Below are 26,503 nucleotides of genomic sequence, written 5' to 3' on the forward strand. Positions count from 1 at the left end.
TGCGATCCTCTGGTAAAGTATAAGGAAGTAGTGAAAAAGAGGAGGAAGAGTCATTGTACCGGATGATCTTGTTTGACGTGGATGGGGTGTTTTTAAGCGAAGACCGATGCTTTGACGCTTCCGCACTCTCCGTGTGGGAGCTGTTGTACAATCCCCTTTATTTGGGATTGCGGGGAGATGTGTTTACCACACAACCTTCCGAGGAAAAAATCCGTCAATTGCGCCAGCTGGTGTTTGACAGCGACAAGGTATTGGATTGGATCAAAACACGGGGAATCAACTCCAACTGGGACATGGTACAGATGACGTTTTCCCTGCAATGGCTACGCTTGTTGAAACAAATTCAGCCTGAGCGGCCGGATTGGGTGGCGGAAGCGATGAGCGGACCCGTCACAGCCGATGTGTTGCGCCGGTTGGGCGGACGGTTGCGTGAAGCGGGCATCGCGTATCAGCCGCAGTTTGATGCATTCATCCCGGCATTGGCCGAGTCGAACGCCACCAAGCAGGAATTGATCGTGTATTTCAACACGTTGGCGAAAGAGTGGTTGGGTGTGGAAACCGAGGCGTTCTCACCCAAAAGCGCGTTGTGGGAGTTGGGCCGCCAAGTGTTCCAAGCATGGTATCTGGGTGATGACCGATACCGGCAGGTGGAAGGCGAGGAACCAGCCACACCGGGCAAAACCGGATTTTTGCATCAGGAAATTCCGCTGGCCGACCCCAAAGAGATCCGACGAGTGCTGGACGGGTTACGGGCAGAGGGCATCGTGCTGGGATTGGGAACCGGCCGGCCGCTGATCGAGACGGAAGTGCCGCTTACCGCGCTCGGATTATATGATGCGTTTGACCCGGATCGAATCGTCACCGCCGACGACGTGATTCAGGCCGAACGGGCGCACCCGGAACATGCCCCGCTCAGCAAACCGCAACCATACACTTATTTAAAAGGGTATTTCGGTCGGAGCACAACGGATGCGGAAGTACTCACCTTCGAGTTGCCGTTGCCCAATGGTGAGGAAGTGCTGATCGTGGGGGATTCGGTGGCCGATTTGTTGGCGGCCCGAAAAATGGGGTGCAAGTTTGCAGCCACGTTGACGGGATTGACCGGAGAGGCCGCGCGGTCCAAATTTGAGGAGTTGGGCGCCGATTATATTGTACGCGATGTGACGGAATTGTCTCGTGTTTTCAGCGAAGCCGGAAAGTAATCCGTGGATGGCTCACTGAGACAGGTTGACCAAGTGGCCCCAGATCCTGTCCTGTCATCTCAGGCGCAATGTTTTCCCATGTGAGCGATGGTCAGGCCCGGCCAAGCGGAGAAGCGGGAAAGCGCAGGGCTTTGTCGCGGAGAATTTCCTTTTGAGCGAAGCCCGCTATGTCGCGGCCTTCTCCTTCGATTCGAAACGGGCAAGACTTGCTTCTCTGCAGGGCGCAGGCGGAGTGAGCCGGCAAATGATGTGTGCCATCTCGAGAAATCGTAGTTCGCGGACTTTATCAACAACTTGGTGGGATTTCAAACGAAAACTTTTCATACATCTAAGTTGACTATCATTCCACGTTTTTTGCATAATAGAATCGGGAAGGATGTAAGTGCCCGTCCTTTTTCGAAGATGAAAAAGGACCAAATCCTACATAATTGGAGGGTGAATCATGGCCAAGCACGAACTGCCTGCACTCCCTTATGCCCATGATGCGTTGGAGCCGTACATCGATGCGCAAACGATGGAAATTCACCATGGCCGGCATCACGCCACGTATGTCAACAACTTGAATGCGGCGTTGGAAGGTCATGCCGCCTTGGCGGAAAAATCGATCGAAGACCTTTTGCGTAACATCGATCAGGTGCCGGAAAGCATTCGTACCGCTGTGCGAAACAACGGGGGCGGTCATGCGAACCACAGCCTGTTCTGGCAAATCATGAGTCCGAACGGTGGCGGCGAACCGAGCGGGGAGTTGGCGAATGCCATCAACCAAACCTTTGGCAGCTTCGATAAGTTCAAAGAAGAATTCACCAAAGCGGCAACCACCCGTTTCGGTAGCGGTTGGGCTTGGCTGATCGTGAAAAAAGACGGTTCTTTGGCTGTGACGAGCACACCGAACCAAGACAGCCCGCTGATGGATGGAGACACGCCGATTTTGGGTCTGGACGTGTGGGAGCACGCCTACTATCTCAAATACCAAAACAAGCGTCCGGAATACATCAAAGCGTTCTGGAACGTGGTCAACTGGGATGAAGTCGCCAAACGGTACCAAGCGGCACGCGGATAAGAAGAATCGACAAAAGCGCGGTGGAATCTTCCGCCGCGCTTTTTTTGTCGTGGAATTTCCAAGGAAATACATACCTTACATTCTAATCATTTTCTATTGAAAGGTATCCATATCCAACTTATAATGGACAACGTGTATCAATACAGCCGAATCTTCGCGTCGGTGTTCGGCGCGGGGTACGGGGGACGCAATCCATGTTGGGGTGAAGCCGCCGTTTCGGCGGCCGGGATCAACTCCTTTCCCGAACCCGTCAGCTAACCTCGGAGGCTTGAAAGGAGGAGAAACAGTGTCTGCTTTGAAAAAGTGGGCGTGGGTGCTCACGGGTGCAGTGGTTGCAGTGATCGTAGCCGCGGTACCGTTTGGAAGCGGTAAGGCGGAAGCGGCTGCACCGACGATGATCCAATACGGCAGTAAAAACGGAGATGTCTGGGACTTGCAATATCGCTTGCAACAGCTGGGGCTGTACCGTGACAAACTGGACGGCATATACGGTTTGAACACGGAAAAAGCGGTTATCAAGTACCAGATTCAGCATAAATTGCGGATCGATGGCATTGCCGGTCCCCAAACGTGGGGATCGTTGAAGCGGCATACCGTGTCCAAAAAGACGGTATCCAAAAAGGTCCACAAACAGCCTCGTCATTCTGTAAATTCTCGCTTTTCGAAAAAAGACATTTCATTGATTGCACGAGCTGTATACAGTGAAGCGCGAGGTGAACCTTACAAAGGGCAAGTGGCTGTCGCTGCCGTGATTTTGAACCGGATTGATTCACCGGAGTTTCCGAAAACAGTAAGCGGTGTGATTTTCCAAGACGGTGCGTTTACGGCGGTACAGGACGGGCAGTTCTGGTTGAATCCCAACAGTACAGCCTATCGCGCTACGATGGATGCGATCCGGGGATGGGACCCGACAAACGGTGCATTGTACTATTTCAACCCGGACACCGCAACTTCTGATTGGATCTGGTCTCGCCCGCAAATCAAAAAAATCGGAAAGCATATTTTCACGAAGTGACGAGGAAAAGCCCGTTCCCTTGGGGGACGGGCTTTTTTTCGTGAGTAAAAACGAGGCTGTACGGAAATATTATGAGAGGAGGTTTTTTCATCATTTTCCGCTTGACAAAAGTAAGTATATAAATGCATAATATCAACGTAACTAAAGTTAGTTCATATTCCGTCATCACTATTCCACAAACGAAAGGAAGGAAACCCACATGGCGACCGTTTTGTACATCACTGCCAACCCCAAACCGGAGGAGCAGTCGTTCAGCTTGCAGGTGGGACGGGCATTTTTGAATGCCTACCGGGAGGCCAATCCCGAAGATACAATCGTCGAGTTGGATGTGTATAAACTGGACATCCCTTTCTTGGACGAAGATGTGTTCAGCGGTTGGGGCAAATTGCAGCAGGGAACCGCGTTTGAGGAATTGTCCGCAGAGGAGCAGAAAAAAGTGGGACGGATCAATGAGATCGTCGATCAGTTTGCGGCAGCGGACAAATACATCATTGTCACCCCGATGTGGAACTTCAGCATTCCTCCGCGGATGAAGGCGTACATCGACTCCATCTGTATCGCGGGCAAAACATTTAAGTACACCGAAAACGGTGCAGTCGGGCTCTTGAAAGGCAAAAAAGCCGTCCATATCCAAGCGCGCGGCGGTATCTACTCCGAAGGTCCGACCAAGGAATTCGAGTTCGGTGACCGTTATATCCGTGCCGTGTTGTCGTTCCTGGGTGTGGATGATGTGGAATCCGTCATTGCCGAAGGCATGTCGCAATTCCCGGACAAAGCCGATGCGATCAAGCAAAAAGCCGTTGAACAAGCGCGTGAGTTGGCCAAACGCTTCTAAGTACAATGAATCGGGAAAATTGCACAACCCCCTCTCAGCCCTCATCAAGAACGACCGACCGCCCAAATGGGCGGTTTTTTCCTTTTATTGTCCGCCACATCATTTGTTCCCCTTGATGGGAAACTATTTGCAGGGGGTGGAAAGATGGCTCGAAAACGACGCAGGCGATTGTTGGTACCCGAGTCACGGCCGGCCTTGGAGCGGTTGAAAGCCCAAGTGATGAGCAGAGAGATGGGTGTGGGACCGCTGTCGCCTGACCAGGTCAAAATGGAAGTGGCCAAGCAAGTAGGCGTGCCCCTCAAACCCGGTGACAACGGAGATTTGAAAACAGCCGATGCCGGCAAAATCGGTGGCACCATCGGCGGCCACATGGTACGGGAAATGGTCAAAATGGCGCAGGAGCAGCTGGCGCGTCAAAGATCCCGGCCCTGACGACGGCCCGATCGGGCCGTCCAATCTGTTTCATCATTGTTAAAGATCGATCAATTTTTGGCGACATATTGATGAGACACGAGACGGAACGGGCCGGTTTTGTCATAATGATAGAGGAGTGGGATTGAGGAGGGCGCCAGATGGAACGTGTGTTGCTACTGTCGATGGGATTTGGTGCCGGGCACAACTCGGCGGCACAAGCATTGTTGCATGTGATGGAAGAGCGAAATGCAAAAGTGATGTATGTCGATTTGCTGGAATGGATTCCGACGAAGGCACATCCTCTCCTCCAAAATGGGTATCACCGTATGTTGAACCGGTTTCCGGCGGTGTATCATTACCTGTATGACTGGACTCATCAGTCCCGTTGGTTTCGTTATGTTTCCGGGGAAGCGATCAAGCGGGCGGGGTGGATGATCCGGCGTCAACTGGCACGGCGGCTGTCCCATTTCCGTCCGACAAGGGTGGTGGCTACTCATCCGTTCGCATTGATGTGGCTGTCTTCCCACTGGCGTCGCATCCCTTCATTCTGCGTGGTGACCGATTATGAACTTCACCCCATTTGGCTGTCGGGTACACCTGATGTGTTGTATACGGCCAGCGGGATCTCGGTTCCTCTACAAGCGCAACGGCGTTTGTGGCAATCTGCCGCCAGGGTCGTCGAGACAGGTATTCCCGTAAGACGGGAATTTCTCCAAAACGTGTCGAAACAAGAGGCCCGACGTTTGTTGGGATTGAGGCCGGATCGTCCGGTGGTGTTGGTGATGGGCGGCGGGGAAGGGATGGGACCCGTTCGCGAAACCGTACAGGAATTGGAGAAAGCAGGTCCCATTTGCCAAGTCGTGGTACTGGCCGGAAAAAATGAAGCCCTGATGGTTGAGCTGACCCGTCATTCTCTGCCACCCCATATTCGCGTTGAGGGATTCCGACCCGATGTCCCCTTGTTCATGGATGCTGCAGACCTGTTGATCACCAAGCCGGGCGGACTGACCATTACGGAAGCGATGGTCAAACGTTTGCCCCTGTTACTGTTGGAGGCATTGCCGGGCCAGGAAGAGGCCAATCGTCGATATTTGCTGCGTCATCGGGTGGCGGAAACGGTCCAGTTCGGCCATTTGCCTCAACAGATGAAGCGCTGGTTGGAGTCTCCGGCCCGCAGGAAACACGTTGCCCGCGTCATGTCGGAACTGGCATCCGGAAATGCGGCCGATCGGATCGCTGATGAAGTTTTGCAACCGGCACGCCACAGGGCGTTGCGATGATCTTCCCGCAAAAGGCTTGCAAGTAGCCGCTTCTGATGCATATGCTGGGAGGAGAGGAGTGGTTGGATGCGTCTGGTGACCTATGTGATCAAAGAAGACGTGTTGAACATTCGGTCGGAAATGTATGGGGATGCCCGGATCGGTTGGGTGCAGGATGGATACGTTTGGGATATCGGTTTTGCCCAGGAATGGGCTATGTTGGAAAAGGGGATTCCGTTTTCTTGTGCGCTTCCGACGGATATGGTCGCGTTCCTGGAAATGGGAGACCAGGGGTTTACATTGTTGCGACAGGTAATCGATGCCTGTCGGGGTACACATCCTGATCAAGCGAAAGTGGAAGGAGAACCGGTGGCATTGTCACTTGCGGAAGTCCGCTTGCTTCCGCCGGTGCCCAGACCGCCCAGCTTTCGCGATTTCTACGCGTTTGAACAACATGTCAAAGCGGCGCGGGCGCGACGCGGCCTCAGTATGATCCCGGAGTGGTATCATTTTCCTGTTTTTTATTTTTCCAATCATCAGACCATATTGGGACACGAGCAACCTGTACCCCGACCGAGCGGCACACAATGTTTGGATTATGAGTTGGAAGTGGCGTGCATCATCGGGAAAAAGGGACACAACATCTCCCGGGAATCGGCGAGGGAGTATATCGCGGGACTGTGTATCCTCAACGATTGGAGCGCACGGGATATTCAGCTTGAGGAAATGAAAGTCGGTTTGGGACCGGCCAAAGGGAAAGATTTTGCCACTTCGTTGGGACCGTGGTTGGTTACCCCGGATGAGCTGGAAGACCGAAGAAACGGTGACCATTGGGATTTGGCGATGACTGCCCGTGTCAACGGGGTCGAGTTGTCCCGCGGCAATCTCCGGGATCTGCACTTTTCCTTTGCCGAGATGATTGAGCGGGCTTCTCAGGATGTTTTTTTGTATCCTGGAGACGTAATCGGGTCCGGCACGGTTGGAACCGGGTGTATTTTGGAGCTGGGTACGGAAGTGCATCCCTGGTTGGAGCCGGGTGACATGGTAGAACTGGAAGTAGAGCGTTTGGGCGTGCTTCGCAACCGCATCGTGGAGCGGCGTGATTGATGTCCGGTTTCCCGTGGAACCGGACATTTTTCTACTCGGTACGGACAAATTTCGCCGAAATGACGATGCCTGTCTGATATTGTTCAAAAAAAAGGGTTTGACAAACGTATTTTTTTTGTTGGATAATAGGGACTAATTAAATAGGGATCAACCACTGACTCGTTATCGAGAGAGGCGGAGGGACTGGCCCGATGAAGCCCGGCAACCATGTTCGTCCCCTGCGTTGTAGGCAGGGTACGGGCATAAGGTGCCAATTCCTGCAGTGCCTTCGGGTGCTGAGAGATAAGGAGCAGGGTGGCGTGGATACATGTCCCCCTCTTCTTATCTTTAAGAAGAGGGTTTTGAAATTTTAAAGGGGGGAGCAGGGCGATGAAGCGTGTCAATGTTGCGTTATTGGGACTGGGAACGGTGGGAACGGGAACATATAAAATGCTCCAGTCCAATCAAGACGTGATTGCACGCAAAACGGGCACGCTGTTTGAAGTGCGCCGCATTCTGGTGCGGGATCTGACCAAGAAACGAAAGGTGGAAGGCGTGGGACATCTCCTGACCACCCGCTTTGAGGATGTATTGGACGCGGGGGTGCAGGTAGTGATTGAAGCGATGGGCGGAATCGAACCCACGCGCACCTATGTGGTGAAAGCAATAGAAGCGGGATGTCACGTTGTGACAGCCAATAAAGAGCTGATCGCCAAACACGGGGTGGAGCTGGAGCAGCTGGCGCGTGAAAAGGGCGTTCAATTGTTGTATGAAGCCAGTGTGGGCGGCGGAATCCCCGTTTTGGGCACCTTGCAGCATCTGCTCAAAGCCAACCGCATTCACAAGGTTTCCGGGATTGTTAACGGTACCTGCAATTATATTCTGACGCAAATGGCCGAACATGGGCGTTCGTTTGATTCCGTTCTTGCAGAGGCGCAGGAAAAAGGATACGCTGAAGCCGATCCGACCGCAGACGTCGAAGGTTTTGATTCGGCTCACAAACTGGCGATTCTCTGCCGGTTGGCTTTCGGGGTGGATGTGAAGGTGGAAGACATCCCGAGAAAAGGGATCACGGACATCACGGTTGCCGAATTGGAGATCGCCCGTCGTTTGGGATATTCCATCAAATTGCTCGCCCAAGCGGAACAATACGGTGAAGAAGGACCGGTTGCATTGCAAGTCGCGCCCACCTTGGTGCCGCTATCCCATCCGCTTTCCGGCGTTCGCGGCGTATACAACGCCATCCATGTGGAAGGTGATGTCGTGCAAGATGTGACGCTGGTGGGTCAAGGTGCGGGCGAACAACCCACAGGCAGTGCGGTGGTGGAAGATTTGTGCAATGTGTACCGCCTGCCTGTTTTGCGAGCCGCCTCTCTTCGTCGCCCGATGATTTTGCCGGCAGGTGAAGAAAGTGGTCTCCAGTTCCTCCTGATCGAAACGGAGGATGTATTGCCTGCCGACACGGCGGACAAGTGGAAGGCGGATCTCCTCGATACGGGCATCCAAGTGTTGGATGCGCTCATCTATCCGGATCATGGCCGGAGCCATGCCGCTTTCCTCGTTCGCAACTGGGAGCCGCGGCTGGTTTCAGTCCTGCCTGCGGAATGGGAAGTGTCCGTCAAACGGATCATCACCCGCCCGGTGTTGGCGGCTTCCGTCTCGCAAGAAGAAACAGAAATGGTGGGTGTGGGTTCCGTCAGCTGATGTGGGCGGCGACGCTCGCATCAGGCTGCGATTTCGGGAGCGGGCCTGATATTTTCGTCTGAAGCGTTCCGTTCGTACCGTAAGGGATGTTGTTCCCGATGAGCGAAGCCCCAGGCCCTGACTGAGCAGAAGACCCGGGAAACGCCAGATCGCGGACAGTTTCCCCAAGCGTACGCTGTCCGCGTCGCGATGCCTGGGTCGTAGCGGTCCTGTCTGCTTTCCTGCAGATGAAGTGATCCGGGCAAACAATGTGGACGGTATTCATCAGACACACCCTGGTACAGACCCGTGAAATTTGACATGATGACCGCCTTCCTGCCTTTTGCGGGAAGGCGGTTTTTGGTGTCCGGGAAATTCGGGTACAATGAGGGGGGGATTGTGAAACCGTGGGAAGAAATATTTTCGAACCGGGAAAGCAATGGGAGCGCATGATCCGAACTCTTATTTAGGGCGTGTCTGGTCATTCCGTAAGGGAGCAATGTTTTCCCGGACGAGCGACTGACCAAGCCCTGACTGAGCGAAGACTCGGGAAGCGCAGGATTGAAATCGCGGGCAATTTCCTCAAAGCGAAGCGTACTTTGCCCGCGTCCTGCGCTGACCGGGTCGGAGCGGTCATCATCTGCATCCCTGCAGGGCGCAGGTGGAGCGAGCCGGGAAAGCACTGTGGATAACACCAGATACACTCTAGTCGGGTAGGAAGGTATGAAGCATGACAAAGAACGAAACGATGATTCGCCTGAAAAAGGGGGAAACCATCCGGCTTCCCATTCGCCGTTTGGGCATCAACGGAGAGGGAGTCGGATTTTATCAAAAACAAGTGGTGTTTGTCGACGGGGCCATTCCGGGTGAAGTGGTAGTGGCCCGTGTGGAAAGCGTGGAACGACGGTTTGCCAAAGCCCGTCTGCTTCGGATTCGGAAACGCTCTCCTCACCGAATTCAACCGCCATGTCCCGTTTATGCCGATTGCGGGGGGTGCCAACTGCAGCATATTGATTATCCGATGCAGTTGAAGTTGAAAAAGGAATTGGTGGAAGAAGCGTTTGTCCGTTACACTTCCTTGCGGGAATTGCCGATCGAAGAGACGGTGGGGATGGACGAACCGTGGCAATATCGCAACAAGGCCCAACTGCCGGTGCAGTTACGGGGGAAAAAGGTGGTGATGGGCATGTATTCGGCCCGTTCCCACCGGTTGGTCGACATGAGGGAGTGCGGGGTACAACACCCAGAGACCAACCGCATTCTGGAAACAGCGCGTAAAACGGTGGAAGAGATTGGCATCCCCATTTACGATGAAAAGAAACATACGGGTGTGTTGCGCCATTTGGTGGCCCGCTTCGGGTTTCGGACAGGAGAAGCCCAATTGGTGCTGGTGTGCCGTACCGACGAATTGCCGCAAGAGCGAGAGCTGGTGGAGCGTCTGGTTCGTCGCTTGCCGCAGGTGAAGAGCATCGTGCTCAACATCAACCCGAAACGCACCTCTCTTGTCTTTGGAGAGAAAAACCGCATTTTGTGGGGTAAGGAAACGGTGGATGAGCGACTGAATGAAAATGTGTACGCGCTGTCGGCTACGGCGTTTTTCCAGCTCAACCCGATTCAGACCGTGAAATTGTACGACTTGGTAAAGGAAGCCGCCGAGCTGACGGGAAAAGAAACCGTCATCGACGCCTATTGCGGGGTAGGGACCATCGGTTTGTGGTTGGCGGATCGTGCCGCACGCATCATCGGGATGGACACGATTCCGTCAGCGGTCGAAGATGCCCGGTGCAACGCGAAACGGAACGGGATCGACCACGCCGAGTATCACATAGGTCAGGCGGAAGACTTGTTGCCCCGTTGGGTGAAAGCGGGGCTGCGGCCCGATGTGGTCGTGGTCGACCCGCCGCGGACCGGTCTGGGTCAGCCGTTAATCGACATGTTGCGGGAAGTGCGCGTGCCGCGGCTGGTGTACGTCTCCTGCAATCCGTCCACGCTGGCCAAGGATTGCGCACAGTTGCTGCAAGGGGGGTACGAACTGGAGCGGTTGGTCCCGGTCGATATGTTCCCGCAGACCGCCCACGTGGAAACGGTGTGTACTTTGTCTGCCACCAAAGAAAGGTGATCCGCAGTGGACATTCATAGTTGGTTATGGTGAAAAGTGATCGCAGTCGCCCGTCCGAGTGACTTCGGGAGGTATTCGTAAGGGTAGACAAGCGGCCCGTATGGATGTGACTTTCCAATACGGGCCGCTTGTCTACTTTTTATCGGTTTTTCAACGGATCTCCAGCTTCTCCGTCCACCGGATATCTCCATCCTGTTTTAACCGAATATATGCCGTGCCTTTGGCACCCGGGTCGATTTGTGCGGTCAATGTGATTTCGGCATGTCCTTTGCTGTCCGATTTCAGTTGGAACGGGGCGCTGTAACCGTAAGCACTCGGCCAGGAACCGTCAGCGTTGCGGAACTTGGCCACTTGTTTCCCGCCTTCCAAATAGAGGCCGAGTCGGTATCCTTCGACGGTGCTGCCAGGCTGCAAACCGTCAGCCGTCACACGGATAGACACCGTTTGCCCGGCGGGAATCGGGTTGGGATGTTCTGCTATGTAGCGGATATCCCCGGAAGGTGGAGAGGGTTTCCCCGAATCAGATGCACCGTAGGAGCCCGGTTTGAAGGTGGAGGGGTCCCACCATTTGTATCCGTCGGCGGGCGGCGCCCACGGCTCCTTCTCCGGTTCAGTGCTCTTGGCCGGTTGTTCCCATTCATACAAACGGGTCGGTTGATCCAGTTTCAAACCCGGTACTTCCGAAAGCAGGGTGTAGGATTCCTTTTTGGCCAACCAATTCACCAGATTGACCAACAACACGGCATCGTCTTGTTCGTGGAAACCGTCATGCGTCTTTTTGGGTGCACCTGTCTCTTCGTTGCGGTATTTGGGTGTGTCGTCTTCCACGGGAGACGAGTCGCCGATAAAAGCAGCTTTTCCTTTCCCCGCTTTGGCGATGGCCACCATCGGACCTTCGGGGATACCGCCTCCATTGTAGACGCCTTGGTCGACGGCATGACTCCATTTGGCGTTGGTGCGGGGCAAATAAACGATCCCCTTCGCTTTTTGCGGATCGAGAATGGCGACAGTTGATCCGGCATGCATCGCAAAGGTTTGCACGCCGTTGGTGATCCCGAATGCTTGATCCGGCGGAACGATCTGGTTGGCCGTTACATCCCCGATCGCATTGTAGCGGAAACGGACGCCGAAATGCCGGGCCAACCAGTCGGAACTGACGACATTCTGCATCGGGGGAGAGGCGGCTTCTTCCGGATTCATCCCTTTTGTCGGACTGTTCCAGGCGCCGCGTCGGTAACCGTTGAATGCTTCGGAGGGATCCCAACGGTTTTTGTTTCGGTCGGCATTGTAATGATCGGAGATGAACAAAATGCTGCCGCCGTTTTGGACATATTGCCACATGGCATTCTGCTCCGATTGTTTGTAGGGGTTATTGGCTTCTCCGATGACGAAAACGTCGTATGGTCGCAAGTCGTCGTAGGTGATCGGCTCCTTTTTGCGCAGTTCTTTCACTTCATAGCCTTCATCCGCCAATGCCTGGGCGAAGTCGGAAAAACCCCCGTCGATGACCCAGTCAGCCGATCCGGCTGTTTGTTCATGCGTGTTGTCAAACAACACTTTCTTCCCGTTCGGCTTGTCGGGTACGATCACGGGGGCTTCATCCCTGGGTTTCACCTGTGGTTGGTGGCTGCATCCGGTGGCCATCAGCATCCAGGGAATGAACAAGGCCAGCAGGAACGCGGTGGAAACGATGTTCGCCATTTTGCTTTTGAGCATGAAGGCACCTCCGGGATGGGGATAATCCCATTTTATCACATTTTTTGGAATTCTTCACGTACTTCTTGTCCATCCGGTGGATGCTCAGCCGCAAAAAAATCCCGCGCTTCAGCCGATTGATGGGGCCGAAACGCGGGAGGACAGGGGAACCTCCCAAAATACATTTTGTCTACATCCAAAGAAAAATCAGTGTTTTTCCGTGATCGTTCCAGGTCTGCTTGATCATCCTATCAGACACGTTTCCCGGGTGAAGGAAGACTGCACCTTCTTGCGGAGAACCGAAAAGCGCAGGAAATTCTCCGCAGGCCATTTCCTTTGAAGTGACGTTCCTTTGCCTGCGCCTGCACTTCCGGTACTGCGTTGAAGCATTACGCCACCATTGTCGAATACAACAGATATGCGTTCAACCCCGCGATGACGAATGCGATCGTCCACGCAACGACTTTCAACCATGTCGGGTTGGCGAACTCACCCATCTTCGTCTTGTCACTGGTAAACTGAACAAGCGGAAATACGGCGAAAGAAAGTTGCAGGGACAGGATCACCTGACTCAGGATCAACAGTTGCATCGTTCCGTTTTCCCCGTACATGGCGGTGACGATGACGGCCGGTACAATGGCGATCAGACGCGTGATCAGCCGGCGCAACCATGGGGCAAGACGGATATTCAGAAATCCTTCCATGACGATCTGTCCGGCTAATGTACCGGTCAGTGTGGAGTTTTGTCCCGAAGCCAATAGCGCCACCCCGAACAGCACACTGGCGATGGAAGTGCCCAAGAGCGGTGTGAGCAGGTGATATGCCTGCTCGATCCCGGCCACTTCCACATTGCCGGAACGGTGGAATGTCGCTGCGGACAAAATCAGAATCGATGCGTTGATCAAAAGTGCAAAAAACAGTGCCACCGTGGAGTCGATTGTCGCGTACTTGATTGCTTCCCGCTTGCCTTCCGGTGTTTGGTCAAAACGACGTGTCTGGACGATCGACGAGTGCAGATACAAGTTGTGCGGCATGACCGTGGCGCCGAGAATGCCAATGGCGATGTACAGCATTTCCGGGTTTTGGATGATTTGAGGATTCGGAACGAATCCTTTCGCCACACCCATCCAGTCCGGTTTGGCCATTACCAGTTCCACCGCAAAGCAAATGCCGATGACGACCAACAATGAAATGACGATCGATTCGATGTAACGGAATCCTTTACTCTGCAGAAACAGGATGAGCAGTACATCCAGCACGGTAATCAATACACCGTACAGAAGAGGAATCCCAAACAGCAGATTCAATGCGATCGCCGCTCCGATCACTTCCGCCAGATCGCAGGCGGCGATGGCCAACTCGCACAAGATCCACAAGGAGATGGCCACCGGTTTGCTGTAGTGGTCCCGACATGCCTGGGCCAAGTCGCGCCCGGTCACAATGCCCAGTTTTCCGGCCAAGGATTGCAGGATCATCGCCATCACATTGGACAGCAAAATGACGGCCAACAGGGTGTAGTTGAACAATGATCCCCCTGCGATATCGGTAGCCCAGTTTCCGGGGTCCATATATCCGACCGCCACCAGATAACCGGGACCGGCAAACGCAAGGAATTTTCGGAGCCACGATCCCTTTTTCGGGATGGGTAAAGAACGGTATACTTCAGGTAATGACGGCTGTTGTCGCGCCCGGCGCCATCCTTCGGCACCGGGAGTGGTTTGTGGTGCTGTCATGGCCATGATCCGATCACCTCTTTCTCTCAACTAACAAAGATGGTTGAAAGCGATTTTTTTGCACTAGGTCAACTTTTGTCGAAAAAAATATAGGTCCAATCTCATTTCACCATAATATTAGTCATGGGCAATAAAGTTGCCCTGATCTAAATTATATATGATTCTTCGTTCGCTGGGAAGGGGGAAGGTGGATGGAATTGTTTTTTCTGGGTACGGGAGCCGGTGTCCCGGCCAAGGAGCGCAATGTGTCGGCAACGGCTTTGAAATGGACGGAGCGAAAAGGAAGAACATGGCTGTTTGATTGTGGGGAAGCGACACAACATCAAATCCTTCATTCACCGGTGAAGTTGGGGAAAGTGGATCACATCTGGATTACCCATCTGCACGGGGATCATCTTTTCGGACTGCCGGGGGTGCTGGGGAGCCGATCGTTTCAGGAGGCGGATACCCCTCTGACCCTGTTCGGTCCGGAAGGATTGCGCCGATTCGTGGATACGGTACTGACTGTCAGTCGGACACATTTACGATATGAATTGAAAGTAAGGGAGGTGACACCCGGCGTTGTTTATGAGGATGAATACGTACGGGTGATCTGTGCGGAATTGGACCATGGCATCCCTTGTTTCGGCTATCGCATTGAGGAAAAGGACCGCCCGGGTTCGTTGCGGGCGGACTTGTTGCAGGCATGGGGTGTTCCGCCGGGTCCGTTATACCGCTGGCTGAAAGCGGGACAGGATGTGCGGTTGCCCGACGGTCGCATGATACGGGCAAGAGAGGTGTTGGGACCGCCCAAACGGGGCCGGGTTGTGTCGATTCTGGGTGACACCCGTCCGACGGAAGCGGCGGTTCGGCTGGCAGCAGGGGCGGATGTACTGGTACATGAAGCCACGTATCGGACCCGGGAAGCGACCCTGGCAGCAATGCACGGACATGCCACCACGGTGGATGCTGCACGTACGGCCGAACGTGCGGGTGTCCGCACACTGCTCCTCAACCATATCAGTCCGCGATACGGTGTTGAGGACGAACCGGCATTGCTGGCCGAAGCCAGGGCCATCTTCCCGGAGACATACGTCGCCCGGGACGGTTGGTGCTATCCGGTCATCTCACGCGATTGAACAGATGAAATGACCGCCGTCGCCGGGAAAAGGTTTTTTCCAACAGCAACCTCTGAACTTAAAGCCGCAGGAGCGCATTCTCACCCATGCCACCAAGAAACAGAGGGGAGAGAGATGACGCCCGTCAGGTGACGGGACTCCACTCGTGCACCCAAACCTCCATGGAGGGAACCCAACGCATACCCGGGTGTAACGAGAGGATATACTCTCGGTAGGCGTCCAGATCGGGGAATCCTTCTGAACGGGCGTCGGTGTCCGTCATCTCCCCCAGTTTTTGACGATATACGGCGGTGATGGAAAATCGTTGTCCCCGCAATTCGAGGGTTTCACCGGGATCGGCGTAGCGGCCGTTGCGTCTGGCCGCATGTTTGTCACCGCTCAGCACTTTTTCAACATCCGCCTCGCGCGTGACCAGCCGATCGATGGAGCATGTTTTGGGCGGCAAGGGCCGGATCATCCCGGACACTCCTTTCAAAGGTCATACAGTTCCGTGTACTTTTTCGTCAAATAGTCCATGTACGGCTCGATGGACAGCGGTTCACCCGTCACTCGCCGTACCAACTCGTCTGCCGTGTATTTTTTGCCGTGTTGGTAAATGTTTTCCTTCAACCATTGATGCAGCGTGCCGAATTCACCTCGGGCGATCTCTTCTTCGATGTGGGGATTCGCCCGTTTGGCGGCAGCGTAAAACTGTCCGCTTAAAATATTGCCCAGCGTGTAACATTGGAATGCACCGCCGATCGTATCCGCATACCAATGAACATCCTGCATGACGCCCAAACTGTCTGTCTCCGGCACGATCCCCAAGTCGCTCCGGTATCGTTCGCGCCACGCTTCCGGCAAATCGCGGACGGCCAACTGTCCTTCCAGCATGGCCAGCTCCAGATCGAACCGCAGAATCACATGCAGGTTATAGGTGACTTCGTCGGCATCCGTTCGGATCAGCGAACGTTCCACCTTGTTGATGGCACGGTAAAATGTCTCTTCGTCCACGTGACCCAGCTGGGAAGGAAACACCTTCTGCAGACGCGGGTAAAAATGGCGCCAGAAGGGGCGGCTCCGGCCAACGATATTTTCCCACAGGCGGGACTGGCTTTCGTGAACACCGGAGGAGGTGCCGCTGGCCAAGGGCGTTCCTTCGTATTTTTCCGAGATGCCCAATTCATACATCGCGTGTCCGGCCTCGTGAATCGTGCTGAACAGGGCTTCGGTCAGGTCGTTTTCTTTCACGCGCGTGGTGATTCGCACATCTCCCAATGAAAATTTGGTCATGAAAGGGTGGGGCGATTTGTCTTGACGACCCCGACGGAAATCAAATCCCAGCTGACGAATCACGAGTTCGCCGAATGCCAGTTGATCCCGCTCCGGAAAGTGTTGGCGGACGCAGGTGTCGTCGACGGACTCTTGCTCCGTGATCGCCTGTACGAGCGGGACGAGCCGTTCGCGGAGTTCCCCGAACAACGCTCGAATCTTCTTTGCTGTCATCCCTTCGTCCACATAATCGATCAGCGGGTCGGCGATGTGTTCGTAACCAGGGAAAAAGCTGGCCAGTTCCCGGCTGTACTCCAGCGTTTTTTCCAAATAGGGGCGGACCATGGAAAAGTCGTTGGCCGCTTTGGCCTTTACCCACACGTTGTACGTGGTGGCCGTGTGGTTGGAGAATTTGGCGATGAAAGAAGCGGGAACCTTGACGGCCCGTTCATATTCCCGACGGGCGACGCGAATCAGGCTGGCATCGTCGGAATCGGGAGGAAGGCTTTGCTCATACGGCTTCAAATCGTCCAACAACTGACCCAAACGGTCGTCGGTCAATTTTTCATGCGCCAATTGGTGCAACGTGGCGATCTGCCGTCCCCGCGCTTCGGCGCCTCCTTCGGGCATGTAGGTCGATTGATCCCATGACAGTAAGGCGGCCGCCGCATGCAGATCGTTGATCTCCGTCAACCTCTTTTTCAGTTCTTGCAAACGTGCGTCCATTTTGTCTCTCCTTTTCTTTCTCGTGTCATGCAATCAGACCAAAATGTTACAATGATACGGGAAATGACAAAAGATTATGTATGGGATACGAAACCGTGACGGGAATCATTCCTGAATATACCCGCTACTCCTCATTTTAACATGAGATTGACAAGGTGAATATAACCGTTTGGACTCATCAGCGCAAGGGGGAGGGAGAAGTGGAAAAAACACTGTTTTTACATGGTCATGTGATCACCATGGATGCGGGTCGGGAATCGGCGGAAGCTGTCTACGTGGAAAACGGGCGGATTGTGGATGTGGGAACCAGCCAAGATTTGCTGTTGCATTGGGGAAGAGCGGATGTGCGTTGCGTCGATTGGCAGGGGGCGACGGTATATCCCGGTTGGGTGGACAGCCATGTGCATCTGGCGGCGTACGGGATGCTGCGTCATCGGTTGGATCTGAGCGGAACGAGGAGCAAAGGGGAGATGCTTTGTCTGTTGCGTGAAATCGCGGCGCGCACACCCGCGGGGGAGTGGATCGTGGGAATCAATTGGGATGAAAACAGATGGGTGGAAAAGGAAGTGCCGCATCGGGAGGAACTGGATACCGTTTCCTTGCGTCATCCCATTTTTTTGACCCGCATCTGTCATCATGCACATGTGGCCAACACAACTGCATTCCAAGTCGCAGGTGTGGGATTGGAGCCGGATGATCCGAAGGAAGGAAAGTACGGGCGGGATCTGAACGGCAAGGTAAACGGGATGATCTATGAGAACGCGTCACGCCCGTTCTTCGCGGCCATACCGGAACCGACGGCCCAACAAAAGCGTGCCTATATCCGTGAGGCGGTGAAAGAAGCATTGGCCCTCGGGTTGACCGCGGCCCACACGGAAGATTTGCGCGTGATGGGCAGTGTGTGTGAACTGTTTCGGGAATATCGCGGTCTGGCTGAAGCGGGGATATGGTTCCGGTCGCATCATTTGCTTTATCATCCTCACCTGGATGAAGCGGTGGAACTGGGGCTTCGAGCAGGGACGGGGGATGAATGGACCGACGTGGGCGCGGTCAAACTCTTCGCCGATGGTGCGATCGGAGCACGGACTGCCTGGTTGTCGGAACCATATGCGGATGCGCCGGAGACCGCAGGCGCACCGGTTCATTCGGATGCCGAATTGGCGGAATGGGTGAGCCGGGCACGCGAAGCCGGTTTTCCCGTCGCCGTTCATGCGATTGGAGACAGGGCGGTCGAACAGGCGCTCGATACTTGGAAGCGGCATCCCTCCCCGGGGGAAACGCGATATCGGGATCGTTTGATCCACGTCCAGGTGTTACGGCCCGACTTGTTGGCGCGCATGAGCGGATTGCTGATCGTGGCGGACATCCAACCCCGGTTTGTGGCCAGCGATTTTCCCTGGGTGCGGGAGCGTTTGGGAGCGGAACGCCTCTCGTATGCCTATGCGTGGAAGTCTCTGCTCCATTCGGGCGTGGTGTGTGCCGGAGGGAGCGATGCACCGATCGAACCCTTGAATCCGTTGCTGGGCATCCACGCCGCGGTCACCCGTCGTCATCCGGAGGAGACTGCACACCCGGGGTACGGACCCGAACAAAGACTCACCGTAACGGAAGCGTTGCGTCTGTGGACGGTGGGAAGCGCGTTTGCCGAAGGAAAAGAAAGGGAACGAGGGTCGGTCAAACCGGGGAAATGGGCCGATTTTACCGTGTTGGACCGTACACTTTCCGACGCGGAACCGGATGAGATCCTGAAGGCGCGGGTGGTCATGACCGTGGTAAACGGAAAGGTGGCATACCGGGCGGAATAGGGATGCATGGTGGCAAAGCGTGAGATTGCTGACAAAGTGGTCTGCCATTGTGTTTTTGCGTGAGCCGTTTTCCTTTGGCAAGATCAAAGGCCGATCGTGGGAAAAGGCCACCCTTTGGAGGAACAGGTCCGATTTTCCCGTGAAGCGACTTGGCCGTCGCTACGGAGCGGAGACGGGAAAACGGAACCCGCAGACTTCGTCCACAACCTGAATTGTTCTTTTTGCCCCCGCCTTCACATAGAATAGCCGCGAGGTGATTCCATGCCGGTTCGAGCCACCAGTGAAGAAGTGAAATTGTTGGCGCGTTTGATGCGGGCGGAGGCGGAAGGGGATGGTCAGATGGCGATGTTGTTGGTCGGCAACGTCGGGGTCAACAGGGTGGTTGGCGATTGTCTGGATTTTGAGGGGCTCCGGTCGATCAGGGCGATGGTGTTCCAATCGCCCGGCGGGTTTGAAGCCGTGCAGAGGCCGTACTTCTATCAAGCGGCAAGAAGTCGTGACATTCGTCTGGCTCGCAGGGTCATCCGGGGCGAGCGATACGATCCGGCTTCCAATGCGCTGTGGTTTTTCAAACCGGTCGGTCCATGTCCCCCGCGATGGTTCAACCAGCCCCATAGCGGGAGGTACAAAAGTCATTGCTTTTACATCCCCTTACCCGCATCGTGTCCGGATGTATATTGAGAAAAGGAGGAGCACAGGTGTATTGGCCTTATTACTATCCACACGGAAACGGTTCCCTGTCGGTTCAAGGATGGGATGACGCGTCGGTAACACAGCAAAGACGGCGTGTGTATTCGGAAGACCTGCTCCACCGCAACATCGGGAAAACAGTGACGGTGTATCTTACTTTTGAAAACAATCCCCAGTGGCCTGCGAAAAAAACCACCGGCACGCTGCGCGGCGTCGGCAGGGATTTCATCGTGGTTCGCGACAGGCAAACCGGCAAGGATCACATGTTTCTCAACATCAATATCGATTATGTGGTGTTTGATGATCGGCCCGCCGCTTTGGCCGGTGAATCTTAAACGGCAAAAAAGCCGGCCCGATCAACAGGTGGAGCCGACTTGGATGAAGCGGTGTCCGTTTCCGGTACTGCCAGGGGAAACGGATTTTTTTTTGCTTACTCCAAAACGTAAGCCAGTGCATCCAACGCTTGGTCTACTGTTTCCACGGTCACTTGCGCCCTTTGGGACAGCTCTTTCAACGGATGATGCAGGCTTTCGGGGCGAACCAAAATGAGCGGTTTTCCCATCTGGATGGCCATGGCCGCGTCCATCGCCGTGTTCCATTGCCGGTATTTCTCACCAAACAGCGCAATCACCACATCCGCTTTCTGCATCCAGATTCGTGTCCGCAGATTGTTCAGTTCGGACGCAGCATGATCGCGGTATACCGCGTTGGGCTGTTTTCCTTTGATGAGTTCGCCGATCGCGTCTGAGCGGTCATGATCTTCCTGCGGCCCTTTAAAGATGATCGGCAGGCCGCGCTCTTCCGCTTTTTTTCGCAATTGTTCGCGCCAATCGTCATGAATTTGCCCCGCGAGATAAACCAGCAGTTCCAATTTCCATCTCCTCCTTTTGAGGTCGTGTCTTGATTCCTATCGTGTGCATCGCTTCCCCTGTGCCCAGCAAATCAAGGCGATTTGAAACTGTGGGCGCAGCATGCGGCCCACCTGATGATGGCCGGACACACCCATGATGCCTTGGGGCAGATCCTCTTCCATTGTATCAAAAAGCGACAAACATGCAGTGGACGGCTTCGGTGCGCTTGGGGTTTTCTCACAGATAGGCAGTTCCTATTAAAAAAATTTTTTTGAAAACGGGTTGACAATAGCGACAAATCGGAGTATCATGACAACAAATCAGTTTAGTTTACTAATCTGAGTGGTTAACTCGGTTTTGGCAATATACCTGCTTTCCCATCCAGAGAGGTGGAGGGACTCGGCCCTGTGAAGCCTCGGCAACCAGTTTCGACCCTCGGGGCGGAACCCGGTGCCAATTCCGGAGAGAACCGCGGGTTCTCGAAGATGGGGAGAAAAAAGGCGTTATCGAGAAAAAACCGCCCCTTTTCTCCCGTCGGGAAAAGGGGTTTTTTCATCAAAGGGGGAGCGATCATGGCGCAACAGCAACAATGGAAATGGGCGAAAGATATCGATCGTCTGAACGAAGTGGAAAAACTGAAACTGGAAAAAGACGGTTTGGATGTCATTCCCGATATCGAGAAATACGCCCAAACCGGGTTTGAGTCAATACCCGAAGAGGAATTTGCCCGCTTCAAATGGGCGGGATTGTACCTGCAACGACCCAAATCTGACGGTTATTTCATGATGCGGGTGCGGATTCCGACGGGCGTGCTGAACTCTCGGCAAGTGCGCGTGCTGGCCGAAGTTGCCCGCGATTACGGCCGGGGTCTCATCGATGTGACCACACGGCAGGCGGTGCAGTATCACTGGCTTCGGATTGAGAATATCCCGGATATTTTCCGCCGGTTGAACGAAGTGGGTTTGTACTCTTACGAGGCATGTGGAGACTGTCCGCGCAATATTGTCGGTAACCCGTTGGCGGGAATCGATCCGTATGAGCTGATCGATACGCGTCCGATCGTTTCCGAACTGGAGAAGACTTTCTTGCTGAACAAGGAATTTTCCAATTTGCCCAGGAAATACAAAATTTCCGTATCCGCCAACATTCACAATGCGGGGCACGCACAAATCAACGATGTCGCCTTCACGCCTGCGATCAAGGAGATCGACGGAGAACGGGTAGTCGGATTCCACGTGTGGGTGGGCGGCGGATTGTCCAACCGGCCGCATCTGGCGCAGCAGTTGGATCTGTTTGTGCGCCCGGAACAAGTGGTGGATGTGGCGGTCGGAATCACCAAAGTGTTCCGGGATTACGGTTACCGTGAAAAACGGCATCGTGCCCGTCTGAAGTTCCTGGTTGCCGACTGGGGACCGGAGAAATTTTTGCAAGTGTTGACCGAACTGATCGGCCCTTATCCCTCCCGCGGGGAAGATCAGTTGAAGGAGTGGAACGGCGGGTATTTCACGGGTGTGCATCCGCAAAAACAGGAAGGGCTTTGCTACGTGGGACTCAATATTCCCGTCGGCCGGACGTCCGCAGAAGAGTTTTTCCAACTGGCCGATCTTGCGGACAAATACGGCTCGGGTTCCGTGCGCACGGTAAACACGCAAAACGTGATCATCCCCGACGTACCGCGGGACCGGGTGGACGATCTGTTGAAAGAACCGTTGCTGGAGCGGCTGACACCCTATCCGAAAACATTTGTCGGACATGCCGTTTCCTGCACCGGTAACGAATTCTGCAACTTGGCGTTGACCGAAACCAAGAAGTTGATGCACCGGACGGTGGAGTATCTGGATTCCCGCATTGACCTCGACGTGCCGATCCGCCTGCATGTGAACGGTTGTCCCAACTCCTGCGGCCAGCAACAAATCGCCGATATCGGGCTGTTGGGCGGCAAACTGAAAACTTCGGCAGGCATGGTGGAGGCATACACCGTGTCGGTTGGCGGACATCTGAACGGGAAAGGCCGTTTCAACACCCAGCTCAAGGGGCGTGTGGAAGCAAATGATGTTCCGCGCGTGTTGGAATCGTTGGTGCTCTTTTACAAAAATGAACGGCAACCCGGTGAATCGTTTTCCGAATTCGTGGACCGCGTAGGGGTGGCCGCATTCCAGGAGCGACTGGACGAAGCACTGGCCAAGGCGGGAACGCAATGAGTGTTCATAAGACGAATCATCGGAAGGATCGTCAGGAACCCTCCCTGTTTCTGTACCGGTTGTCGGTTGTGACGGAAGAAGGGGAAACGCATACGATTGTGATCCTGGCGGAAGACGACGAAACGGCCTTTAGCACGGCGGAAAAAGAATGGGAACGTCATTTTCTCGTTCCACCCAAGGTGGCGGAATGGGCGTTGGAGGAAAAGCGCAGGGCAAAAACGGGGAGCGGATACGTTATCAGTGGAAATGTGTCGGAAAATGGGTTTGATGTGTGACCAATTGCGTGCGGAATGAATATGCATTGTGCAGGAGGGAACATCATGGGCAATCAAACTGTACAGACGGAAGAGAAAGTATGGTCACCGGAAGCGTGCAAAGCGGCGGCTGAGGAATTACGGAATGCACATCCTTCGGATATCCTGGCATGGGCTGTTCAGCAGTTCGGTCCGGCGGATTTGACGTTGGCGTGCAGCTTCGGTTATGAAGACGTGGCGCTCGTGGACATGTTGGTCAAATTGAACCCCGATGTCGACATTTTCTACTTGGACACCAGTCTCTTGTTCCGGGAAACCTATGAAACCCGGGATCGTCTGGCGGAGAAGTATCAAAAGGATTTCATCCGCGTTTCCACTGATCTTTCGCTGGAACAACAGGCGCGGGAATGGGGAGATCAGTTGTGGGCGCGCGATCCCAACCAGTGTTGTTATCTGCGGAAAGTGGCGCCGCTTGAAAAGCAGTTGAAATCCTACCGTGCGTGGATTACCGGCATCCGGCGGGAGCAGTCGCCCACGCGTGCCAACGCCGAAGTGGTGGAATGGGACGGCAAGTTCCAATTGGTCAAGATCAATCCGTTGGCCTTTTGGACTTCCGAGCAAGTGTGGTCATACATCAAAGAAAACGAGGTGCCATACAATCCGCTTCATGACCGCCAATATCCCAGTATCGGCTGTGAACCTTGTACCCGACCGGTCAAACCGGGAGAAGATCCGCGAGCCGGTCGCTGGGCGGGATTCATGAAGACGGAGTGCGGATTGCATAAGTAAAATGTTGGAGATCGGTATTATTTTCACGGGTTTTTTGGTGGGCACGTTGGTGGGGCTGACAGGAATGGGCGGGGGGTTGCTCATGACCCCGCTCCTCATTTTGCTGTACGGCTTTTCGCCCACGATGGCCGTAGGAACGGATTTGGTCTATTCCGCCGTGACCAAGGCGGTCGGTACGCTGCAGCACATCCGTCAAAGTACTTGGCACAAGCAGATGGTGTTTCAATTGTTGAAAGGAAGCGTGCCGGGTGGAATACTGGGGGTTTTGGTCATCCGCGTATTGGATCATTTCTCCCTTTCCGTGGAAAATGTGCTGGGTCATCTGTTGGGCATCACGTTTATCTTGGTGTCACTGTCGATGGGCTGGCGGTTGATTCAAAAGCGCCGCCAGGACCGTACAATCCGCTCATTGTGGCGGATGCCGGTTGGCGTGATGGGATTTGTGGGCGGTTTTCTCGTCGGCCTGACATCCGTGGGAAGCGGGTCGATGTTTATGGCCTTTTTGCTTGCCACGACAAGGCTTCCTGCTCCGATGATGGTGGGGACCGACGTGGTTCATGCTTTCTTTCTGACGCTGACCACGGGCGTTGTGCATGCATCTTTCGGTCATGTGGACTGGCCGTTTGTGATGTATCTGTTGATCGGGTCCATCCCAGGCATTCTCATCGGCGGCCGGTTGACGCTGAAATTGCCCGATTTCGCGTTGCGGATCGGGTTGATCGTAGTGTTGTTTTTGACAGGTGTCAAGTTGGTATGAGAGGAGTGGAAAAAATGGGGGAAACCATCGCACCGCATGGCGGCGTGTTGATTGATCGCGTTGTCGTCGGTGAAGAAAAAGAAGAATGGATTCAACGGGCGGAGAAGTTGCCGAAGATCGAAGTGACCGGGGTGACACTGTCCGATCTGGAGTGTATCGCGACCGGTATTTTCTCACCGCTGACCGGTTTCTTGAATGAAGAGGATTACCTTTCCGTACGGGATACAATGCGGTTGACGGACGGTACAGTGTGGAGTCTGCCGATTACGCTTCCGTTGCCGGATGAGATGCAAAAAACGGTGAAACCGGGTGACACGGTGGCGCTTGCCCATCAAGGCGTCGTGTATGCCGTGATGGAAGTGGAGTCCGTCTATGATGTCGACCAGAAAAAAGAGGCGCGCGAGGTGTTCCGGACCGAAGATGAGCAACACCCGGGTGTGGCCCGACTGTACCGTTCACCGGCGGTTTACGCGGGCGGCCCGATACGGTTGCTGCGCCGACCCGATCACGGTCCATTCGCTCAATATTTTCATGATCCCCGTGCTGTCCGAGCCGCTTTCCAAGAACGCGGCTGGCAGCGGGTGGTCGGGTTTCAAACGCGGAATCCCGTGCATCGGGCTCATGAATACATCCAGAAGGCGGCGCTGGAGACAGTGGATGGTTTGTTCCTCAATCCATTGGTGGGTGAGACCAAGTCGGATGATATTCCGGCGGATGTACGCATTCGCAGTTACGAAGTGATTCTCAACGAATATTATCCCAAGGATCGGGTGTATTTTGCGGCATTTCCGGCGGCCATGCGTTATGCCGGACCCCGTGAGGCGATTTTCCACGCCATTGCCCGCAAAAATTTCGGTTGCACCCATTTTATCGTGGGGCGCGATCATGCTGGTGTAGGCGATTATTACGGCACGTACGACGCGCAAAAAATTTTCCGCGAGTTCCGGCCCGAAGAACTGGGGATTACGCCGCTGTTTTTTGAACACAGTTTCTATTGTAAACGGTGCGGTGGAATGGCCTCCTACAAAACATGTCCCCACGATAAGGAGCATCATGTCATCCTGTCGGGGACCAAAGTACGGCAAATGCTGAAAGAGGGAATTATGCCGCCACCCGAGTTTTCCCGACCGGAAGTGGTTCAAGTACTGATCGAAGGCATGCGGGAAAAGGAACGTGTTGCGCAGTAGCAGACCAACTCGCGCGAGGCTGTTGATCAGGGTGTGTCTGGTCATTCCGGCAGGAGGATCTATTTTCGGTCAGGCGATGACCCAACCCTGCGGTGCTTCGATTTGAAAATGCGAGAATCCAATCTGCAGGGAGCGGTGAAAGAGGAGTGAGAGAGAACGGCGCACCCGAAATCACGAGTGAGATAACTTTGTCATCAATCTGCCCGTCCGGATGGACGGGTTTTTTGTTCGTCAAAACGTATCCAAACCATTCTATGCTATAATTTTGTATATGCATGTATGTATGGGATGATATGCAAGGAGGATGGAACCGGATGACTCAACCATCGCTGCAACGGGCGATCGATGCAGATCTGAAGGCCAAGTCGGAAGAACTCGCCGAACAATACGGGATGGACTTATCCGAGTTTCTTGCTTATTGTACATATGATCGTGTCAACCACGGCGAGTTGGAACGGATGAGGGAGCTGCTCGAAAAATTCCGCCAAACGATATTCGATGTAGTCAATGAGGCGGAGACGCTGGCTGATCTCCCGAACAAAGAATTATTCATCGCCGCGGTCGACGGCGCATTCAATGCTTTCCAATTCATATTACCCGGTGAGTTGGGAAAGATGCTCCAACAATCTGTTGTCGAGTATCAAAAACGGCAATCGGAAGAGGCCGTTGGGGAGAAGCAAACAACAGAGTGAGACTGGATACATAGACTGAGGGAAGGGGCCTGATCCGGCGAGCGGCCTTTGAGCTTTGGCAATACAAGCACGAGAAAAAGT

General features: G+C 54.3%; 24 protein-coding genes and 3 riboswitches. Of the genes, 19 read left to right on the forward strand and 5 right to left on the reverse strand.

The genetic code is table 11. The features are described from left to right. The first annotated feature begins 62 nt into the window (after positions 1–62). The 9 genes from JQC72_RS04805 (at position 63) to rlmD (ending at position 10,673) form a co-directional block, all read left to right on the forward strand. Positions 63–1,202 carry an HAD family hydrolase gene (locus tag JQC72_RS04805; protein ID WP_302104524.1) on the forward strand — a complete coding sequence of 380 codons (1,140 nt, stop codon included), beginning with the start codon at positions 63–65 and terminating at the stop codon, positions 1,200–1,202. 442 nt (positions 1,203–1,644) lie between these two features. Beyond that, on the forward strand, positions 1,645–2,262 hold the full coding sequence (locus tag JQC72_RS04810) for a superoxide dismutase (RefSeq protein WP_205493359.1): 618 nt from the start codon (positions 1,645–1,647) through the stop codon (positions 2,260–2,262). Positions 2,263–2,396: 134 nt separating this feature from the next. Further along, a riboswitch (cyclic di-AMP (ydaO/yuaA leader) is annotated at positions 2,397–2,545 on the forward strand. A 3-nt stretch (positions 2,546–2,548) separates the two neighbouring features. Then, the gene (gene sleB / locus JQC72_RS04815) at positions 2,549–3,277 is read left to right on the forward strand and encodes a spore cortex-lytic enzyme (protein ID WP_419179838.1); all 729 of its coding nucleotides are present in this window, start codon (positions 2,549–2,551) and stop codon (positions 3,275–3,277) included. Between the two features lie 199 nt (positions 3,278–3,476). Further along, positions 3,477–4,112 carry an FMN-dependent NADH-azoreductase gene (locus JQC72_RS04820; RefSeq protein ID WP_205493362.1) on the forward strand — a complete coding sequence of 212 codons (636 nt, stop codon included), beginning with the start codon at positions 3,477–3,479 and terminating at the stop codon, positions 4,110–4,112. Between the two features lie 144 nt (positions 4,113–4,256). Then, entirely contained in the window at positions 4,257–4,544 is a 288-nt protein-coding gene (locus JQC72_RS04825; protein ID WP_205493363.1) for an alpha/beta-type small acid-soluble spore protein, read from the forward strand. A gap of 140 nt (positions 4,545–4,684) precedes the next feature. Beyond that, positions 4,685–5,806 carry an MGDG synthase family glycosyltransferase gene (locus JQC72_RS04830; protein ID WP_205493364.1) on the forward strand — a complete coding sequence of 374 codons (1,122 nt, stop codon included), beginning with the start codon at positions 4,685–4,687 and terminating at the stop codon, positions 5,804–5,806. Positions 5,807–5,872: 66 nt separating this feature from the next. Beyond that, a complete protein-coding gene (locus JQC72_RS04835; RefSeq protein ID WP_419179839.1) occupies positions 5,873–6,892 on the forward strand; it encodes a fumarylacetoacetate hydrolase family protein in 1,020 nt (339 codons plus the stop codon). Positions 6,893–7,051: 159 nt separating this feature from the next. Further along, positions 7,052–7,181: riboswitch (SAM riboswitch) on the forward strand. Positions 7,182–7,261: 80 nt separating this feature from the next. Next, positions 7,262–8,575, forward strand: a complete 1,314-nt coding sequence (locus tag JQC72_RS04840) for a homoserine dehydrogenase (protein WP_205493365.1) — start codon at positions 7,262–7,264, stop codon at positions 8,573–8,575. 709 nt (positions 8,576–9,284) lie between these two features. Beyond that, positions 9,285–10,673, forward strand: coding sequence for a 23S rRNA (uracil(1939)-C(5))-methyltransferase RlmD (gene rlmD / locus JQC72_RS04845; protein WP_205493366.1), 1,389 nt, complete (start codon positions 9,285–9,287; stop codon positions 10,671–10,673). A gap of 150 nt (positions 10,674–10,823) precedes the next feature. Here the strand turns inward: rlmD and JQC72_RS04850 are convergent, their stop codons facing one another. Continuing rightward, positions 10,824–12,389, reverse strand: a complete 1,566-nt coding sequence (locus JQC72_RS04850) for a DNA-binding protein (protein WP_205493370.1) — start codon at positions 12,387–12,389, stop codon at positions 10,824–10,826. 368 nt (positions 12,390–12,757) lie between these two features. After that, positions 12,758–14,107, reverse strand: a complete 1,350-nt coding sequence (locus JQC72_RS04855; protein WP_419179840.1) for an Nramp family divalent metal transporter — start codon at positions 14,105–14,107, stop codon at positions 12,758–12,760. A 185-nt stretch (positions 14,108–14,292) separates the two neighbouring features. Between JQC72_RS04855 and rnz the strand changes: the two genes are divergently transcribed. Next, entirely contained in the window at positions 14,293–15,219 is a 927-nt protein-coding gene (gene rnz, locus JQC72_RS04860) for a ribonuclease Z (RefSeq protein ID WP_205493371.1), read from the forward strand. Between the two features lie 124 nt (positions 15,220–15,343). On the opposite strand, the gene JQC72_RS04865 is transcribed toward rnz, so the two are convergent. Then, the gene (locus JQC72_RS04865) at positions 15,344–15,676 is read right to left on the reverse strand and encodes an ASCH domain-containing protein (RefSeq protein WP_205493372.1); all 333 of its coding nucleotides are present in this window, start codon (positions 15,674–15,676) and stop codon (positions 15,344–15,346) included. A 14-nt stretch (positions 15,677–15,690) separates the two neighbouring features. Then, positions 15,691–17,196, reverse strand: a complete 1,506-nt coding sequence (locus tag JQC72_RS04870) for a carboxypeptidase M32 (protein WP_205493373.1) — start codon at positions 17,194–17,196, stop codon at positions 15,691–15,693. Between the two features lie 200 nt (positions 17,197–17,396). Here JQC72_RS04870 and JQC72_RS04875 point away from each other — a divergent pair, with 200 nt between their 5' ends. From JQC72_RS04875 to JQC72_RS04885, 3 genes are all read left to right on the forward strand, one after another. Continuing rightward, the gene (locus tag JQC72_RS04875) at positions 17,397–19,001 is read left to right on the forward strand and encodes an amidohydrolase (RefSeq protein ID WP_335342395.1); all 1,605 of its coding nucleotides are present in this window, start codon (positions 17,397–17,399) and stop codon (positions 18,999–19,001) included. 261 nt (positions 19,002–19,262) lie between these two features. Continuing rightward, a complete protein-coding gene (locus tag JQC72_RS04880) occupies positions 19,263–19,682 on the forward strand; it encodes a cell wall hydrolase (protein ID WP_205493374.1) in 420 nt (139 codons plus the stop codon). Positions 19,683–19,699: 17 nt separating this feature from the next. Beyond that, positions 19,700–20,026: a spore coat protein GerQ gene (locus JQC72_RS04885; RefSeq protein ID WP_205493376.1), complete on the forward strand. Its 327-nt coding sequence runs from the start codon at positions 19,700–19,702 to the stop codon at positions 20,024–20,026. A 95-nt stretch (positions 20,027–20,121) separates the two neighbouring features. Here the strand turns inward: JQC72_RS04885 and JQC72_RS04890 are convergent, their stop codons facing one another. Beyond that, on the reverse strand, positions 20,122–20,562 hold the full coding sequence (locus JQC72_RS04890; RefSeq protein ID WP_205493377.1) for a YtoQ family protein: 441 nt from the start codon (positions 20,560–20,562) through the stop codon (positions 20,122–20,124). Positions 20,563–20,916: 354 nt separating this feature from the next. Continuing rightward, positions 20,917–21,034, forward strand: a riboswitch (SAM riboswitch). Between the two features lie 80 nt (positions 21,035–21,114). On the opposite strand from JQC72_RS04890, the gene JQC72_RS04895 reads away from it, so the two are divergent. The 6 genes from JQC72_RS04895 to JQC72_RS04920 all read left to right on the forward strand — a co-directional run bounded on the left by JQC72_RS04895 (position 21,115) and on the right by JQC72_RS04920 (position 26,422). Beyond that, on the forward strand, positions 21,115–22,743 hold the full coding sequence (locus tag JQC72_RS04895) for a nitrite/sulfite reductase (RefSeq protein WP_205493378.1): 1,629 nt from the start codon (positions 21,115–21,117) through the stop codon (positions 22,741–22,743). Further along, positions 22,740–23,018, forward strand: coding sequence for a DUF3906 family protein (locus JQC72_RS04900; protein ID WP_205493379.1), 279 nt, complete (start codon positions 22,740–22,742; stop codon positions 23,016–23,018). Before JQC72_RS04895 ends, JQC72_RS04900 begins: the two co-directional genes overlap by 4 nt. Before the next feature lie 45 nt (positions 23,019–23,063). Then, on the forward strand, positions 23,064–23,786 hold the full coding sequence (locus tag JQC72_RS04905; protein WP_205493380.1) for a phosphoadenylyl-sulfate reductase: 723 nt from the start codon (positions 23,064–23,066) through the stop codon (positions 23,784–23,786). A 1-nt stretch (position 23,787) separates the two neighbouring features. After that, positions 23,788–24,543: a sulfite exporter TauE/SafE family protein gene (locus tag JQC72_RS04910; RefSeq protein WP_205493381.1), complete on the forward strand. Its 756-nt coding sequence runs from the start codon at positions 23,788–23,790 to the stop codon at positions 24,541–24,543. Between the two features lie 14 nt (positions 24,544–24,557). Continuing rightward, on the forward strand, positions 24,558–25,730 hold the full coding sequence (gene sat, locus JQC72_RS04915) for a sulfate adenylyltransferase (protein WP_205493382.1): 1,173 nt from the start codon (positions 24,558–24,560) through the stop codon (positions 25,728–25,730). A gap of 314 nt (positions 25,731–26,044) precedes the next feature. Next, a complete protein-coding gene (locus tag JQC72_RS04920; RefSeq protein WP_205493383.1) occupies positions 26,045–26,422 on the forward strand; it encodes a hypothetical protein in 378 nt (125 codons plus the stop codon). Positions 26,423–26,503: the final 81 nt, after the last annotated feature.

Origin of the sequence: Polycladomyces zharkentensis, assembly GCF_016938855.1 — a bacterium.
Classification (GTDB): domain Bacteria; phylum Bacillota; class Bacilli; order Thermoactinomycetales; family JIR-001; genus Polycladomyces; species Polycladomyces zharkentensis.